This is a genomic window from Streptomyces sp. RKND-216, from assembly GCF_004795255.1.
Classification (GTDB): Bacteria; Actinomycetota; Actinomycetes; order Streptomycetales; family Streptomycetaceae; genus Streptomyces; species Streptomyces hazeniae.
The window spans coordinates 2848600-2864688 of the sequence record NZ_SSBQ01000002.1 but is presented as its reverse complement, the minus strand read 5'-3'; the positions used below and the strand labels follow the sequence as shown (position 1 = coordinate 2864688).

15 protein-coding genes are annotated in these 16089 nt (G+C 69.6%); 6 read left to right on the top strand and 9 right to left on the bottom strand.

Going from position 1 to position 16089, the window contains the following annotated elements; genetic code table 11:
• Positions 1 to 90: 90 nt before the first annotated feature.
• From E4198_RS12785 to rpmH, 9 genes are all read right to left on the bottom strand, one after another.
• On the bottom strand, positions 91 to 708 hold the full coding sequence (locus E4198_RS12785; RefSeq protein ID WP_136183264.1) for a GNAT family N-acetyltransferase: 618 nt from the start codon (positions 706 to 708) through the stop codon (positions 91 to 93).
• A gap of 64 nt (positions 709 to 772) precedes the next feature.
• A complete protein-coding gene (locus E4198_RS12780) occupies positions 773 to 1927 on the bottom strand; it encodes a ParB/RepB/Spo0J family partition protein (RefSeq protein WP_136183263.1) in 1155 nt (384 codons plus the stop codon).
• A complete protein-coding gene (locus E4198_RS12775) occupies positions 1924 to 3000 on the bottom strand; it encodes a ParA family protein (protein ID WP_136183262.1) in 1077 nt (358 codons plus the stop codon). Before E4198_RS12775 ends, E4198_RS12780 begins: the two co-directional genes overlap by 4 nt.
• Before the next feature lie 264 nt (positions 3001 to 3264).
• Entirely contained in the window at positions 3265 to 3984 is a 720-nt protein-coding gene (gene rsmG, locus E4198_RS12770) for a 16S rRNA (guanine(527)-N(7))-methyltransferase RsmG (RefSeq protein WP_136183261.1), read from the bottom strand.
• Complete coding sequence (locus tag E4198_RS12765) at positions 3981 to 4481, bottom strand: R3H domain-containing nucleic acid-binding protein (protein WP_136183260.1); 501 nt, start codon at positions 4479 to 4481, stop codon at positions 3981 to 3983. The genes rsmG and E4198_RS12765 overlap by 4 nt, the downstream gene beginning before the upstream one ends.
• Before the next feature lie 16 nt (positions 4482 to 4497).
• Positions 4498 to 5583 carry a membrane protein insertase YidC gene (gene yidC / locus E4198_RS12760; RefSeq protein ID WP_136185346.1) on the bottom strand — a complete coding sequence of 362 codons (1086 nt, stop codon included), beginning with the start codon at positions 5581 to 5583 and terminating at the stop codon, positions 4498 to 4500.
• A gap of 12 nt (positions 5584 to 5595) precedes the next feature.
• Positions 5596 to 5886 (bottom strand): membrane protein insertion efficiency factor YidD, encoded by a 291-nt coding sequence (yidD, locus tag E4198_RS12755; RefSeq protein ID WP_027765490.1) that lies wholly within the window; start codon positions 5884 to 5886, stop codon positions 5596 to 5598.
• The gene (gene rnpA / locus E4198_RS12750) at positions 5883 to 6260 is read right to left on the bottom strand and encodes a ribonuclease P protein component (protein ID WP_136183259.1); all 378 of its coding nucleotides are present in this window, start codon (positions 6258 to 6260) and stop codon (positions 5883 to 5885) included. The genes yidD and rnpA overlap by 4 nt, the downstream gene beginning before the upstream one ends.
• A gap of 23 nt (positions 6261 to 6283) precedes the next feature.
• A complete protein-coding gene (gene rpmH, locus E4198_RS12745; RefSeq protein WP_016906158.1) occupies positions 6284 to 6421 on the bottom strand; it encodes a 50S ribosomal protein L34 in 138 nt (45 codons plus the stop codon).
• Between the two features lie 457 nt (positions 6422 to 6878).
• On the opposite strand from rpmH, the gene dnaA reads away from it, so the two are divergent.
• The 6 genes from dnaA to gyrB all read left to right on the top strand — a co-directional run bounded on the left by dnaA (position 6879) and on the right by gyrB (position 16046).
• Entirely contained in the window at positions 6879 to 8846 is a 1968-nt protein-coding gene (gene dnaA / locus E4198_RS12740; protein WP_136183258.1) for a chromosomal replication initiator protein DnaA, read from the top strand.
• Positions 8847 to 9721: 875 nt separating this feature from the next.
• Positions 9722 to 10852 carry a DNA polymerase III subunit beta gene (dnaN, locus tag E4198_RS12735; protein WP_136183257.1) on the top strand — a complete coding sequence of 377 codons (1131 nt, stop codon included), beginning with the start codon at positions 9722 to 9724 and terminating at the stop codon, positions 10850 to 10852.
• Between the two features lie 191 nt (positions 10853 to 11043).
• Positions 11044 to 11925, top strand: a complete 882-nt coding sequence (gnd, locus tag E4198_RS12730) for a phosphogluconate dehydrogenase (NAD(+)-dependent, decarboxylating) (RefSeq protein WP_136183256.1) — start codon at positions 11044 to 11046, stop codon at positions 11923 to 11925.
• A gap of 9 nt (positions 11926 to 11934) precedes the next feature.
• The gene (gene recF / locus E4198_RS12725; RefSeq protein WP_136183255.1) at positions 11935 to 13071 is read left to right on the top strand and encodes a DNA replication/repair protein RecF; all 1137 of its coding nucleotides are present in this window, start codon (positions 11935 to 11937) and stop codon (positions 13069 to 13071) included.
• Between the two features lie 83 nt (positions 13072 to 13154).
• Positions 13155 to 13673, top strand: coding sequence for a DciA family protein (locus E4198_RS12720; protein WP_247597916.1), 519 nt, complete (start codon positions 13155 to 13157; stop codon positions 13671 to 13673).
• Positions 13674 to 13985: 312 nt separating this feature from the next.
• The gene (gene gyrB, locus E4198_RS12715; protein ID WP_136183253.1) at positions 13986 to 16046 is read left to right on the top strand and encodes a DNA topoisomerase (ATP-hydrolyzing) subunit B; all 2061 of its coding nucleotides are present in this window, start codon (positions 13986 to 13988) and stop codon (positions 16044 to 16046) included.
• The last annotated feature ends 43 nt before the right edge of the window (positions 16047 to 16089 follow it).

Here is a 16089-nt window from a genome sequence, read left to right as displayed (position 1 = left end):
GGGCCGCCACACCGATCACCGGCGTGACGGCCCGCAGGTGTTTCACGTGAAACATGCCCTCACGTGCTGGACCACAGCCAGGTGGCGCCGTCAGAGGGGCCGCAGAGCCGGCTCCTTCTGCACCGCCCCCAGCAACTGATCGAGTGCCCGTTCCACATCGGCCTTCCACGACACGGTCGAGCGCAGCTCCAGCCGCAGCCGCGGAAACCTCGGGTGCGGCCGCACGGTCTTGAAGCCGACGGCCAGCAGGTGCTCGGCCGGCATAACACAGGCAGGCTCCGTCCAGCCGGCGTCCCCGAACGCCTCGATCGCCTTGAACCCGCGGCGCAGGACGTCCTTGACCACCGTCTGCACCATCACCCGTCCCAGCCCTTGCCCCTGGTAACCGGGCAGCAGCGAGGCGGTCATCAGCTGCACCGCGTCCGGCGACACCGGACTCGTCGGAAAGGCCGTCGAACGCGGCACATAGGCCGGCGGCGCGTACAACACGAAACCGACCGGCACCTCGTCGACATAGACGACCCGGCCGCACGACCCCCACTCCAGCAGGACCGCGGAGATCCAGGCCTCCTTCTCCAGATCCGGATGCCCGGCCTTGACGGCGGCCTCACCGCTGACCGGATCCAACTCCCAGAAGACGCAGCCACGGCAGCGCTTCGGCAGATCCGGAAGGTTGTCCAGCGTGAGCGGAACAAGCTGACGCCCCATGGACACATCGTATCCATGGGGCGTCGATTCGTCCGGTATCAGCAGAAAGAGCGGCAGCGACCGCTCACACGTCCTCGGCGTCTCCCTCGCTCTCGGCGCCCTCGACGCTCTCGCGGTGCGCCAACTGCTCGCTGAGCATCCGCCCCTCACCCGGAGCGAACTGACCCAGAATGCGCTCCAGGTCCTCCATTGAGGCGAACTCGACGACGATCTTGCCCTTCTTCTGCCCCAGATCGACCTTCACCCGGGTCTCGAAGCGGTCCGACAGGCGCCCGGCGAGGTGGTCCAGGGCCGGGGAAAGCCGCTTGCCGGCCCTGGGCCCCTTGGCACGCCCCGAAGACTTCGGCTTCGACCCCATAAGGGTCACGATCTCCTCGACCGCACGGACCGAGAGCCCTTCGGCCACAATGCGATGGGCCAGCCGGTCCTGCTCCTCGCCATCGTCCACGGACAGCAGGGCGCGTGCGTGGCCGGCCGAGAGCACGCCCGCAGCCACCCTGCGCTGCACCGGCGGCGAAAGCCTGAGTAGACGCAGGGTGTTGGACACCTGAGGGCGCGACCGCCCGATGCGGTCGGCGAGCTGGTCGTGCGTGCACGTGAAGTCGCGCAGCAGCTGGTCGTACGCCGCCGCCTCCTCCAAGGGGTTCAGTTGCGCGCGGTGCAGGTTCTCCAGCAGCGCGTCCAGGAGAAGCTTCTCGTCCTCCGTCGCGCGCACGATCGCCGGAATGGCCTCCAGACCGGCTTCCCGGCAGGCTCGCCAGCGCCGCTCACCCATGATGAGCTCGTACCGCTCCGGTCCCAACTGACGTACGACGACGGGCTGGAGAAGACCGACCTCTTTGATCGAGGTGACCAGTTCGGCGAGGGCGTCCTCGTCGAACACCTCCCGCGGCTGCCGCGGGTTGGGCGTGATGGCGTCCAGCGGTAGCTCGGCGAAGTGGGCACCGGTGGGAACACCCTCGACCCCTTCGGCCTGTGCCGCACCGGCACTCGCGGGCTCCCCGGCGCCGCCGTTGAGATGCCGTGCATCCTCCCCGTCCGCGCGCGATGCCGCCTTGGCAGCCGCCACACCGCGCTCGGAGGGCAGCAGGGGGACCGCCGTCGGGGACGTCGCGCCGTTGCCGCTCACCGTGGGACGCTCGGTGGGCTCACCGCTCTGCGGGGCAGCGGGGATGAGTGCGCCGAGTCCACGCCCCAGTCCTCTACGTCGATCGCTCACTGCGTCCCCTCCGGCATGCCGTGCTGTTGTGCTGACTGGTTCTGCTGCGCGCGCGGATCCCGCAGCGCGATCTCGCGGGCCGCCTCGAGGTAGGAGAGGGAGCCACTGGACCCGGGGTCGTAGGTCAGGACCGTCTGACCGTAGCTGGGAGCCTCGGAGATCCGGACCGACCGCGGGATGTTGGTCCGCAGCACCTCCTTGCCGAAGTGAGTGCGCACCTCGTCCGCCACCTGAGAGGCCAGTCGGGTACGGCCGTCGTACATGGTGAGGATGATGGTGGAGACATGAAGGTCCGGGTTGAGGTGACCACGGACCAACTCCACGTTCCGCAGTAGCTGTCCAAGCCCTTCCAGCGCGTAGTACTCGCACTGGATCGGGATGACCACCTCGGCACCGGCGACCAATGCGTTGACCGTGAGCAGCCCCAGCGACGGAGGGCAGTCGATCAGCACGTAGTCGAGCGGCTGCTCGTAGGCGGAGATGGCCCGTTGCAGTCTGCTCTCCCGCGCGACCAGCGACACCAGCTCGATCTCCGCACCGGCGAGATCGATGGTGGCGGGTGCGCAGAAGAGTCCCTCGATGTCCGGGACCGGCTGCACCACGTCGGACAACGGCTTGCTGTCCACCAGAACGTCGTAGATGGAGGGCACTTCCGAGTGGTGGTCGACCCCCAATGCGGTCGAAGCGTTGCCCTGGGGGTCGAGGTCGATCACCAGCACGCGAGCCCCGTGCAGCGCGAGCGAGGCCGCCAAGTTCACCGTCGTGGTCGTCTTCCCCACGCCGCCCTTCTGGTTGGCGACCACCATCACACGGGTCTGCTCCGGCCTCGGTAGTCCTTCGCCGGCGCGGGTCATCGCTTCGACGGCCTGCTGCGCCGCCCGGCCGACCGGAGCGGAGGGGTCACCCTCATAGCCGGACGACACATCCATCGGGGGCGGGGTTTCACGTGAAACATCCCCGGACTCGGTACGGGGACCGGGGACCGGGTCGGCCATCGGCCCCGCGAGGTTGGCGTCGGACCGCAACGGTTCACTCTCCTCGGCAGTACCTTCGTGAGCTTCACAGACTGCCATGTCTTCGGGGTCGTGAACCAGCGAGCCCCGCTTACCTGTGGATGAATCCGCCGTCGGAGGCGACTCCGAGGGTGCGGAACGGTCGTCCAGCGGCTTGCGGTCACGTGGAGTGGCGGCCGCACGACCACGGCTGATGATTCCCTGCAACAGCGAGCGTCGTTTCACGTGAAACACGATGCCGCCGCCTGCGGCAGCACCGTGGACGACACTCCGCAATGCGTATGCTTTGGCGCTTTTAGGCGTAACCGGACGCCTCTACCCGGACTACCGGCGCCGCTTCCCCCGTGCCGCCTTCGCCCGCTTGGCCGCGAACCGGATCCCGCCAGGGCTCTCCCCGACCTCGGCGCGCACCACGGTGGAGAGTGGATCGACCACACCCTCGCCCACCTGGACCACCGAGGTCTCCACGACACCGAGCTTCTGCAAGGCGGCACGCGCTCCTTTCAGCTCCTCCGCAGCCGTGTCCCCCTTGAGCGCCAGCATTTCCCCGTACGGCCGCAGCAGCGGCACCCCCCAGCCGGCGAGCCGGTCGAGGGGTGCGACCGCACGCGCGGTCACCACGTGGACGGGCTTCAGCGTGCCGAGGACCTCCTCGGCCCGACCGCGCACGACCGTGACGTGGTCGAGGCCCAGCAGTTCCACTGCTTCCTGGAGGAACGTGGTCCGCCGCAGCAGTGGTTCGAGCAGGGTGATCCGCAGATCCGGGCGTACCAGCGCCAGCGGAATGCCCGGAAGCCCCGCACCGGAGCCCACATCGCATACGGTCACGCCGCCCGGAACGACCTCGGAGAGCACCGCGCAGTTGAGCAGGTGCCGCTCCCAGAGCCGCGGCACCTCCCGCGGGCCGATCAGTCCGCGCCGCACACCGACGTCGGCCAGCAGCTCGCCGTAGCGCACAGCGTCCCCGAAACGGTCACCGAAGTACTTCCGCGCCGCCTCCGGTGCCTCGCCGAGTTCCTCCGTCTCGGAGGGCTGCTCGTTCACGGCAGCACGACCACGCAGCGCTGCGGCTCCTCGCCCTCGGACTCGCTGCGCAGACCGGCGGCGGCGACCGCGTCGTGCACGACCTTGCGCTCGAACGGCGACATGGGGCGCAGCTTCACCGGCTCGCCGGATCCCTTGGCGTCCTCGGCGGCCTTGGTACCGACCTCGGTGAGCTCCTCACGCTTCCGCGCCCTGAAGCCTGCGACATCCAGCATCAGCCTGCTCCGGTCACCGGTCTCCCGGTGCACGGCCAGCCGGGTCAGCTCCTGAAGCGCCTCCAGCACCTCGCCGTCCCGGCCCACCAGCTTCTGCAGGTCGCGCACGGGGCCGTCACCGATGATGGAGACGGCGGCACGGTCGGCCTCCACGTCCATGTCGATGTCACCGTCCAGGTCGGCGATGTCGAGCAGCCCCTCGAGGTAGTCGGCTGCGATCTCGCCTTCCTGCTCCAGACGGGACAGGGTGTCGGTGCCCTCTGCGGCGGTCGTGTCCGTCACTGATGGACTCCTGTTCTTACTTCTTGGTCTTCGCGGACTGGGGCTTCTTCTTGCCGTGCGCCTGCTGGGGCTTGCGGCCACCGGATGCGGACTTCTGGCCACCGCCGCCCTGGCCTCCCGCGGCCTTCGTGGCACCGGCGGTCTTCTTCACCGCGGGCTGCTGCTGAGCGCCGGCGGAGGACCGCCGCGACTTGCTCTGGCGCTTCGGCTGAGTGCGGTTGGCCCGGGCCTCCTCGACGGCGCGCTTCGCCTCGACCTCGGCCGGGTCCTCCTTGATCTTGCCCTTGGCGCGCAGCTTGTCCTGACGCTGCTGGAAGGCGATGCTGCCCGGCGTCGGGTTGCGCTTGATCACGTACATCTGCTGGCCCAGCGTCCACACGTTGGTGGTCAGCCAGTACACCAGGACACCGACGGGGAAGTTGATGCCGAAGACGGCGAACATGACCGGGAAGATGTACATCAGCATCTTCTGCTGCTGCATGAACGGCGTCTTGACCGTCAGGTCGACGTTCTTGGTCATCAGCTGGCGCTGCGTGAAGAACTGCGACGCCGACATCAGAAGGATCATGATGACCGTGACGACCCGCACATCGGTGAGGTTGGCCGCCAGGTCGCGCACCTCGGCCGCCGTGTCCATGAACGACGCCGCGATTGGTGCCCCGAAGATCTTCGCCGTACGCGCCTGCTCGACCAGGTCGCCCTTCATCACGCCGACGTTCTGGTCGTTCGCGATCTTGTTCAGCACCTGGTAGAGCGCGATGAAGAACGGTGACTGCGCCAGGATCGGCAGGCAGCTGGAGAGCGGGTTGGTACCCGTCTCCTTGTACAGCTTCATCATCTCTTCGGACTGACGCTGCCGGTCGCTCTTGTACCGCTCCTGGATCGCCTTCATCTTCGGCTGGAGCGCCTGCATGTTCCGCGTCGACTTGATCTGCTTCACGAAGAGCGGGATCAGCGCGATCCGGATCACGATCACCAGCGACATGATCGACAGACCCCAGGACCACCCGCTGGCCTCCCCGAACGGGATGCTGTACAGCTTGTGGAACTGGACGATGATCCAGGAAACAGCGGTATACAGAGGACCGAGGATCGAATCGATCGTGTCCACGAATCAGGCTCCTTGGGCATGGGACTGGGACCGGTGCTGCTGCCAGCGGCTGCGCAGCCACTGATGCCACACCGGACGCTTCCGGGCGGGAACATGGTCGACGCCACCGGGTGACCACGGGTTGCAGCGCAGGATGCGCCACGCGGTGAGCGCCGTGCCCTTCACCGCTCCGTGCCGGTCGATCGCGCCGTACCCGTAGTGCGAACACGACGGGTAGTACCGGCAGACCGGGCCCAGCAGTGGGCTGATCGTCCACTGGTAGACCTTGATCAACAACAGCAGCGGATACTTCACGGCTTGGCTCCCAGCAGCCGCTGCAACGCGGTGTCCAGGTCGCGGGCCAGTTGGTCGTGGCTCGCGTCTCCCGCACCGGGCAGCGCCCGTACCACCACCAGGCTACCCGCGGGAAGCGAACCGAGGCGGCACCGTATGAGGTGACGCAGACGACGCTTCACGAGGTTGCGTACGACCGCGCCGCCGATGGCCTTGCTCACGACGAAACCCGCGCGGGCCGGGGGGAGCGTTCCCCCCACCTCGCGCGGGTCGTCGGTGTCGCGGTGACCGCGGAAGAGATGCACCACGAGGAGCGGGCGCCCGGCCCTGCGTCCTCGTCGTACCGCGGTCGCGAAATCCTCGCGCCGCCTCAGCCGGTGCTCGGAAGGCAGCACGTCATGGACCTGAGGGTACGGCGTCAGGCCGACAGGCGGGCGCGGCCCTTGCTGCGGCGGTTCGCGACGATGGCACGACCGGCGCGGGTCCGCATGCGCAGCCGGAAGCCGTGGGTCTTCGCGCGGCGGCGGTTGTTCGGCTGGAAGGTGCGCTTGCTCACTCGGGGCTCCAGGGAGGCTCGGTCTCTGCGAGACGGGTGTGGGGCGCCGACCGGCTGTCACCGTGCGCCCACGAGTAGCTCGCAACGCCCGAGTGTGCACCGCTTCGTCATGCCCATCGGAGGCAGGCGGCAGCAGCCGTCGACAACTCGACCTCGATACGGTACGCGGGCGCGCAGCCTCCGGTCAAACCAGCACTCTTCCCCGGCCGACACGCTCCCACACCCTCGCCCACCACCCGTACGGACCAGCCGCACCCACCCGCCTTGCGCCACTCGTGCACAGCCTGTGGACAACGACTTGAACGTGGCAGGTCGGCGTGGCTACCGTGGCCGAACTTCCTTTCCTTCCCGACCATCCCGAGAATCACACATTCGCGGGATCTCGTCTTTCGTTCCGAGCCGGACCGGAACCGCAGCCGACCGCCGAGAACCACCCAGCGAATGAGAGAGCGTGCCCGTGGCTGACCTACCTGCCGATCTTGCCGCAGTGTGGCCACGCGTCCTCGACCAGCTCCTCTCCGACGGGCAGGGAGTCGAAGCGAAGGACCAGCGGTGGCTCAAGGACTGCCAGCCGCTGGTGCTGGTGTCCGGCACCGCGCTGCTCGGCGTGCCGAACGAGTACGCCAAGGGGGTGCTGGAGGGCCGCCTCTCCCCGCTGATCAGTGACGCACTCAGTCGCGAGTGCCAGCAGCCCATCCGGCTGGCGATCACGGTGACCGGACCGGCGACGCCCCCCGCCCCGCCTGCACCGCCGGCCGAGGACGAGCCCGGATCACCGGAGGGGTACGAGGCCCCGCAGCTTCCCAGCCCGCGCCCGGCCTATCCGGACTATCCGCAGGCCCCCCGGACGCAGCCGCCGCCCCCGCCTCAGCAGCACCAGCCGCAACAGCACCATCCTTCCGGCTGGCAGCAGCCGCACCACAGCTACCCGGGCCGGCAGCGCGCGCCGCACCCGTACGAGCAGCAGGAGTACGAGCGGCCCGACTACGACCAGCAGCGGGACTACGAGTCGCGCGACTACGACCCGCAGGGTTACGACCCCCACCGCGGGGGCCACGACCCACAGCATGCCCAGCGGGGCCACCATGCCCGGCAGCCCGGCTACGAGCCCTACGACCAGCAGGGTCCTCACCCCGGCGCTCCAGGCCCCGGCGGCCCCGGCAACCCCGCGGGCCACGCCGCCCACCCGCAGAGCCCGCCGCAGCACCATGCCCGGCACGCCGAGCCGTCGGCCGGGCCGTGGACCCCGCGTCCGGCCGGGGACGGCGGTGCACCCGTACCGGGCAGGCCACCCGCCGCACGCTACGACGGTCCGCCCCAGCTGCCCGCCCCGTCGGGAGCACCCGGCCCGCTGGCCGCGCAGCCGGCGCCCGCGACGGGTCCCGGTGAGCCGACCGCGCGGCTGAACCCGAAGTACCTCTTCGACACGTTCGTCATCGGTGCGTCCAACCGGTTCGCGCACGCGGCGGCGGTGGCCGTCGCCGAGGCGCCCGCCAAGGCGTACAACCCGTTGTTCATCTACGGCGAGTCCGGTCTGGGCAAGACGCACCTGCTGCACGCCATCGGTCACTACGCCCGCAGCCTTTACCCCGGCACCCGGGTGCGGTACGTGAGCTCCGAGGAGTTCACCAACGAGTTCATCAACTCGATCCGCGACGGCAAGGCCGACGCGTTCCGCAAGCGGTACCGGGACATGGACATCCTGCTCGTCGACGACGTGCAGTTCCTCGCGGACAAGGAGTCGACGCAGGAGGAGTTCTTCCACACCTTCAACACGCTGCACAACGCGAACAAGCAGATCGTGCTGTCCTCCGACCGGCCGCCGAAGGCCCTGGTCACGCTGGAGGACCGGCTCCGCAACCGCTTCGAGTGGGGCCTAATCACGGACGTGCAGCCGCCGGAGCTGGAGACGCGCATCGCGATCCTCCGGAAGAAGGCCGTGCAGGAGCAGCTCAATGCTCCGCCGGAGGTGCTGGAGTTCATCGCGTCCCGCATCTCCCGCAACATCCGGGAGCTGGAGGGGGCGCTGATCCGCGTGACCGCCTTCGCCAGTCTGAACCGGCAGCCGGTGGACCTGGGGCTCACCGAGATCGTCCTCAAGGACCTGATCCCGGGCGGCGAGGACGCGGCCCCGGAGATCACCGCCACCGACATCATGGCGTCCACCGCCGACTACTTCGGACTCTCGGTGGACGATCTCTGCGGCTCCTCCCGCAGCCGGGTCCTGGTGACGGCCCGGCAGATCGCCATGTACCTGTGCCGGGAGCTCACCGATCTCTCGTTGCCCAAGATCGGTGCCCAGTTCGGCGGCCGCGACCACACGACCGTGATGCACGCCGACCGCAAGATCCGCGCGCTGATGGCGGAGCGGCGGTCCATCTACAACCAGGTCACCGAGCTCACCAACCGCATCAAGAACGGCTGACTCCCGCTCCTCGGCCCGCTGCCCACGAGGCGTCCCCGGAACACGTTCCGAGGACGCCTCTCGTCGTTCCCGGGGCCTCTCGGCACGTCCGAGCAGGGTGCGGGGTCGTCCTCGGGGTGGCACTCCGGCGTCCCCGGCGCGCCACCTGCTGTTCGATTTCCCTCCCCGCAGGCCGCTCGCTCCACAGAAATGCCGCCCACCCGGCGTCCACACCCTGGGGACCGCAGAGTTGTCCAGATCCTCTCCACAGCTGCGGAGCGTCGGCAGCCGTCCGAGGAGGTCAGGCGCCTGTGGAACTGTGGACGCGGGGACTCCACAGGATGTGGACCGTCCGGCGCTCCGTGTGACGGCCGCCGACTTGTCCACTGCCCGCCCACAGGAAGAGGTGACTTGTCCCCAGCCTGTCCACACCTCTGTCCACTGTTCGGCAACACGACGCGCCTGCTCACCGCCACGAGTGAATCGGCTCACACCGATCGGCCACCGACCCGTGTGGAGAAGTCGGCGATTCCTGTGGGCGCGGCTGTTGAGAAGTCGGTCCGGGCTGTGGGCGGGCTGTGGGGAAGTTCGCGGCGTCCACAGCCACCCCCCGTTCGTCCACCGCCCCGCCCACAGGCGACGTGGACAAAATCTGGGCGCTGACCTGCGAAGACCGAGTTATCCCCGGTTTCCACAGCCCCTACTACTACGACTCCCCTTAGAGAGAGCGAGATTCGTTTCGAAGCGGGTGCTGTGCACAACTCGGGGCGACGGAGTCCTACCCACCTGGCGACGAGTTGACCCACGAGGGCTCCGACTGTCGGTGCGGTGCGTCAGACTGGGACACGGCAAGGGGCCGACAGGAGGCCAGCAGCAAGAGCAGGAGGCGGCTGAAGGTGAAGATCCGGGTAGAGCGCGATGTACTCGCGGAGGCGGTGGCGTGGACCGCCAAGAGCCTCCCCGCCCGTCCGCCGGTGCCAGTACTCGCCGGCCTGCTCCTGAAGACCGAGGACGGCTCCCTCAGCCTTTCCGGCTTCGATTACGAGGTCTCGTCCCGCGTCTCGGTGGAGGCCGAGGTCGAGGAGGAGGGCACGGTCCTGGTCTCCGGCCGGCTGCTCGCCGACATCTGCCGCTCGCTGCCGAATCGTCCGGTCGAGATCTCCACCGACGGCGTACGGGCCACCGTGGTCTGCGGCTCGTCGCGGTTCACCCTGCACACGCTGCCGGTGGACGAATACCCCTCGCTGCCGGAGATGCCGACCGCCACCGGCACGGTGCCGGGCGAGGTCTTCGCCGCCGCCGTGGCCCAGGTCGCCATCGCGGCCGGGCGCGACGACACCCTGCCGGTGCTCACCGGTGTGCGGATCGAGATCGAGGGCGACACCGTCACCCTGGCCTCCACCGACCGCTACCGCTTCGCGGTCCGCGAGTTCCTGTGGAAGCCGGAGGTGCCGGAGACCTCCGCCGTCGCGCTGGTCCCCGCGAAGACGCTGCTGGACACCGCGAAGTCGCTCAGCGGCGGGGACCACGTGTCCCTGGCTCTCTCCGGTTCCGGTTCCGGTGAGGGCCTGATCGGCTTCGAGGGCTCCGGGCGGCGGACGACGACCCGCTTGCTGGAGGGCGACCTCCCCAAGTACCGGACGCTGTTCCCGACGGAGTTCAACTCCGTCGCGGTGATCGAGACGGCGGCGTTCGTCGAGGCGGTGAAGCGCGTCGCGCTGGTCGCCGAGCGCAACACCCCGGTGCGGCTCAGTTTCGAGCAGGGCGTCCTCACGCTGGAGGCCGGTTCGAGCGACGACGCACAGGCTGTGGAGCGGGTGGACGCCGACCTGGAGGGCGACGACATCTCGATCGCCTTCAACCCGGGCTTCCTGCTCGAGGGCCTGAGCGCCATCGACTCCCCGGTGGCCCAGCTCTCCTTCACCACCTCCACCAAGCCGGCGCTGCTCAGCGGTCGCCCGGCGAAGGACGTGGAAGCGGACGACGCGTACAAGTACCTGATCATGCCGGTGAGGCTGAGCGGCTGAGCGGCTGAGTCGCTCGGGGACTCGCCGTACGCGGCCGCGGCGCGGCGGAGTGCGGCGAGTTGTGGCGGTCCTCCGGGGGCGCCACGCGTCGGGCCAGGTGAGCGGCGGTGCCCACAGCTGTGCACGCCCCCTCGGGCGTAGGCTCGTACCCGGGTACGAAGCGCACGGAGAACATGAGGAGAGGCGCACAGATGGAGCTCGGTCTCGTCGGTCTCGGCAAGATGGGCGGCAACATGCGTGAGCGCATCCGCCGCGCCGGCCACACCGTCGTCGGTTACGACCGCAACGCGGACATCGCGGACGTCCACAGCCTCGAGGAGCTGGTGGCCAAGCTGAAGGGCCCGCGGGTCGTGTGGGTGATGGTCCCGGCCGGAGGGGCGACCCAGTCCACCATCGACGAGCTGGCCGAGCTGCTCTCCCCCGGCGACGTCGTGGTCGACGGCGGCAACTCACGCTGGACGGACGACGAGAAGCACGCCGGGGAGCTGGCGGCGAAGGGCATCGGGTTCGTCGACTGCGGCGTCTCCGGCGGCGTCTGGGGCTTGGAGAACGGCTACGCGCTGATGTACGGCGGCGACGCCGACCACGTCGCTAAGGTGCAGCCGGTCTTCGACGCCCTGAAGCCGGAGGGGGACTTCGGTTCGGTCCACGCGGGCAAGGTGGGCGCCGGCCACTTCGCGAAGATGGTCCACAACGGCATCGAGTACGCCATGATGCAGGCCTTCGCCGAGGGCTGGGAGCTGCTGGAGGCGGTGGATTCGGTCACCGACGTGCGCGAGGTCTTCCGTTCCTGGCAGGAGGGCACGGTCATCCGCTCCTGGCTGCTGGATCTGGCGGTCAAGGCCCTTGACGACGACGAGCACCTGGCCGCCCTGCGCGGTTACGCCGCCGACTCCGGCGAGGGCCGCTGGACGGTGGAGGCCGCGATCGACAACGCGGTGCCGCTGCCGGCGATCACCGCCTCGCTCTTCGCCCGGTTCTCCTCCCGGCAGGACGACTCCCCGCAGATGAAGATGATCGCCGCGCTGCGCAACCAGTTCGGCGGTCACGCGGTGGAGAGCAGCAAGAAGTAGTCCACAGCTGTGCATGTCACGCATCTGTCGCTGGCCGACTTCCGCAGCTACCCCCGGGCCGAGGTCTCTCTCGACCCGGGGGTGACGGCGTTCGTCGGCCCGAACGGCCAGGGCAAGACCAACCTGGTGGAGGCCGTCGGCTATCTGGCGACGCTGGGCAGCCACCGGGTGTCGTCGGACGCGCCGCTGGTGCGGATCGGCGCGGAGCGGGCCGTCGTCCGGGCGCAGGTGCGTCAGGGGGAGCGGCAGCAGCTCGTGGAGCTGGAGCTGAACCCGGGGAGGGCGAACCGCGCGCGGATCAATCGGTCCTCGCAGGTGCGGCCGCGGGACGTGCTGGGCATTCTGCGTACGGTGCTGTTCGCGCCGGAGGATCTGGCCCTGGTGAAGGGCGATCCGGGGGAGCGGCGCCGCTTCCTGGACGAGCTGGTCACGGCGCGGTCGCCGCGCATGGCGGGCGTGCGGTCGGACTACGAGCGGGTGCTGAAGCAGCGCAACAGCCTGTTGAAGTCGGCGGCGATGGCGCGGCGGCACGGCGGGCGGGGCGCGGACCTGTCGACGCTCGATGTGTGGGATCAGCATCTGGCCCGGGCGGGGGCCGAGCTGCTGGCGCGGCGGCTGGAGGTGGTGGCCGCGCTGCAGCCGCTGGCGGACAAGGCGTACGAGCAGCTGGCGCCCGGCGGCGGGCCGGTGTCGCTGGAGTACCGCGGCCCGTCGGTGGAGGGCAGGCTCTCGGAGGGTGCCGGTGCGCGGGAGGAGCTGGAGGCGGGGCTGCTGGCCGCGCTGGGCGAGGCGCGGAAGCGGGAGATCGAGCGCGGCGTGACTCTCGCCGGTCCGCACCGGGACGACCTGCTGCTGAAGCTGGGGCGGATGCCGGCGAAGGGCTACGCGAGCCACGGTGAGTCGTGGAGTTGCGCGCTGGCGCTGCGCCTGGCGTCGTACGAGCTGCTGCGCGGGGAGGGAAACGAGCCGGTGCTGGTACTGGACGACGTGTTCGCGGAGCTGGACGTGAAGCGCCGGGCGCGGCTGGCGGAGCTGGTGGCGCCGGGTGAGCAGGTGCTGGTGACGGCGGCCGTGGAGGAGGATGTGCCCGCGGTGCTGTCGGGCGCGCGTTTCGCGGTGGCCGAGGGGGAGGTGGTCCGGCGGTGAGTCCGCAGGGCGCGGACGGCGCGCAGGAGCGGGCTGCCGCACAAGAGCGGGAGCCCGCGCGGGAGCCGGACGAGGGGCAGGCGGTGCCGAAGCCGGCGGCTGCCGAGCCGACGGGTGTGGATCTGGCGCGGGTGGCGCTGCGTGCGGCGAAGGAGCAGGCGAAGGCCCGTGGCGCGGCGGCGCAGCAGCGGAAGCAGGGTCGCCGGGGCGGCGTGCGGTCGGGCGCGGGGCGGGACGGCCGGGACCCGATGCCGCTGGGGCGTGCGGTGAGTTCCCTGATCACCGAGCGGGGCTGGGAGGCGCCGGCGGCGGTGGGCGGGGTGATGGGCCGCTGGCCGCAGCTGGTGGGGCCGCAGGTGGCGCAGCACTGCGAGCCGGTGCGGTACGACGAGGAGGAGCGCGCGCTGCTGGTGGCGTGCGACTCGACGGCGTGGGCGACGCAGTTGCGGTTGCTGGCGCCGAGTCTGGTGGCGCGGCTGAACGAGGATCTCGGGCACGGCACCGTGCGCGTGATCAAGGTGCGGGGCCCTCAGGCGCCGGCTCCGCGGTACGGGCCGCTGCGCGCTCCGGGGAGTCGTGGGCCGCGCGACACCTACGGATAGGCGTGCGGGAGCGTCCGTGCGCGCGTCCGTCCGCGCGGGCGTGAGGGCGGCTCTGCGCACGGGTGTGGAGGCGGGTGTGCGGGGCTGCGACGGTTGGTGACGGCCCGAAGCGCTGAGTGCCGCTGTGAGCCTCCCGGCCCCCCGGTCCGCATATGGGGAGTCGCCGGATGGCGATTGAGGGCGGCACGTGGGAACTCAGGCACCGGCAAACCACCATTCATGTCCGAGCCACCGGTACACTGGAGGGCAAGCCGCCCCGTTGCGGAAATCGTCGAACATCGCAGCCGCTCCGCCATGCCCCGGAGACGGCCTGTGCTGTGCCAGAAAGGGCGCTTCGTGGCCGATCCCGGCAAGGAGAACCAGAGCAACACGTCCGAGACCGGCGCCGTGGAGGAGATCCCGGCGGCCGGGCCCAGTGAGGGGCCCGTTCCGCCGTCGTACGACGCGAGTGCGATCACCGTCCTCGAGGGTCTGGACGCGGTCCGTAAGCGTCCGGGCATGTACATCGGGTCGACCGGTGAACGTGGTCTGCATCACCTCGTGCAGGAGGTCGTCGACAACTCGGTCGACGAGGCGCTGGCGGGTCATGCCGACACCATCGACGTGACGCTGCTCGCCGACGGCGGTGTGCGGGTCGTCGACAACGGGCGCGGCATCCCGGTCGGCATCGTGCCGTCGGAGGGGAAGCCGGCCGTGGAGGTCGTGCTCACGGTGCTGCACGCGGGCGGCAAGTTCGGGGGCGGCGGGTACGCGGTCTCCGGCGGTCTGCACGGTGTGGGCGTGTCCGTGGTGAACGCGCTGTCCACGAAGGTCGCGGTCGAGGTCCGGACGGACGGCTACCGCTGGACGCAGGACTACAAGCTGGGTCTGCCCACCGCGCCGCTGCAGAAGAACGAGGCGACGGAGGAGACCGGTACCTCGGTCACCTTCTGGGCCGACGGGGACATCTTCGAGACGACGGACTACTCGTTCGAGACGCTGGCCCGGCGTTTCCAGGAGATGGCCTTCCTCAACAAGGGTGTGACGATCTCGCTGCGCGACGAGCGCAAGGAGCACGTCGACGAGGAGGGCAACCAGAACGCCGTCCGGTACCACTACGAGGGCGGCATCGCGGATTTCGTGAAGCACCTGAACTCGCGCAAGGGTGAGCCGGTGCATCCGACGATCATCGAGTTCGAGGCGGAGGACGCGGAGCGTCAGCTGTCCCTCGACATCGCGATGCAGTGGAACAGCCAGTACAGCGAGGGTGTGTACTCCTTCGCGAACGTCATCCACACGCACGAGGGCGGTACGCACGAGGAGGGTTTCCGCGCGGCGATGACCGGTCTGATCAACCGGTACGCGCGGGACCGGAAGCTGCTGCGGGAGAAGGACGACAACCTCACGGGCGAGGACATCCGTGAGGGCCTGACGGCGATCATCTCGATCAAGCTGAGCGAGCCGCAGTTCGAGGGCCAGACGAAGACGAAGCTGGGCAACACGGAGGCGAAGACCTTCGTGCAGCGCATCGTGCACGAGCAGCTCACCGACTGGCTGGACCGGAACCCGAACGAGGCCGCGGACATCATCCGCAAGGGCATCCAGGCGGCGACGGCGCGGGTGGCGGCGCGCAAGGCGCGCGACCTGACCCGCCGCAAGGGTCTGCTGGAGACGGCGTCGCTGCCGGGCAAGCTGTCGGACTGCCAGTCCAACGACCCGGCGAAGTGCGAGATCTTCATCGTGGAGGGCGACTCCGCGGGCGGCAGCGCGAAGTCGGGCCGCGACCCGCAGTACCAGGCGATCCTCCCGATCCGCGGCAAGATCCTCAACGTGGAGAAGGCGCGCATCGACAAGGTGCTGCAGAACGCCGAGGTGCAGGCGCTGATCTCGGCCTTCGGTACCGGCATCCACGAGGACTTCGACATCAGCAGGCTCCGCTATCACAAGATCATCCTGATGGCGGACGCCGACGTCGACGGCCAGCACATCAACACGCTGCTGCTGACGCTGCTGTTCCGCTTCATGCGGCCGCTGGTCGAGGAGAACCACGTCTTCCTGTCGCAGCCGCCGCTCTACAAGGTCAAATGGGGCCGGGACGAGCACCAGTACGCGTACTCCGACCGGGAGCGCGACAAGCTGATCCAGCTCGGCCGCGAGCAGGGCAAGCGGATCAAGGACGACTCGATCCAGCGCTTCAAGGGTCTGGGCGAGATGAACGCCGAGGAGCTGCGGGTGACCACCATGGACCAGGACCACCGCGTCCTGCGCCAGGTCACGCTGGACGACGCGGCCGCGGCCGACGACCTGTTCTCGATTCTGATGGGCGAGGACGTGGAGGCGCGGCGGTCGTTCATCCAGCGCAACGCCAAGGACGTCCGCTTCCTCGACATCTGAGTCGGCTGGACCCGGCTGTCTCCCCTCCTCATCCCGCGCCGTA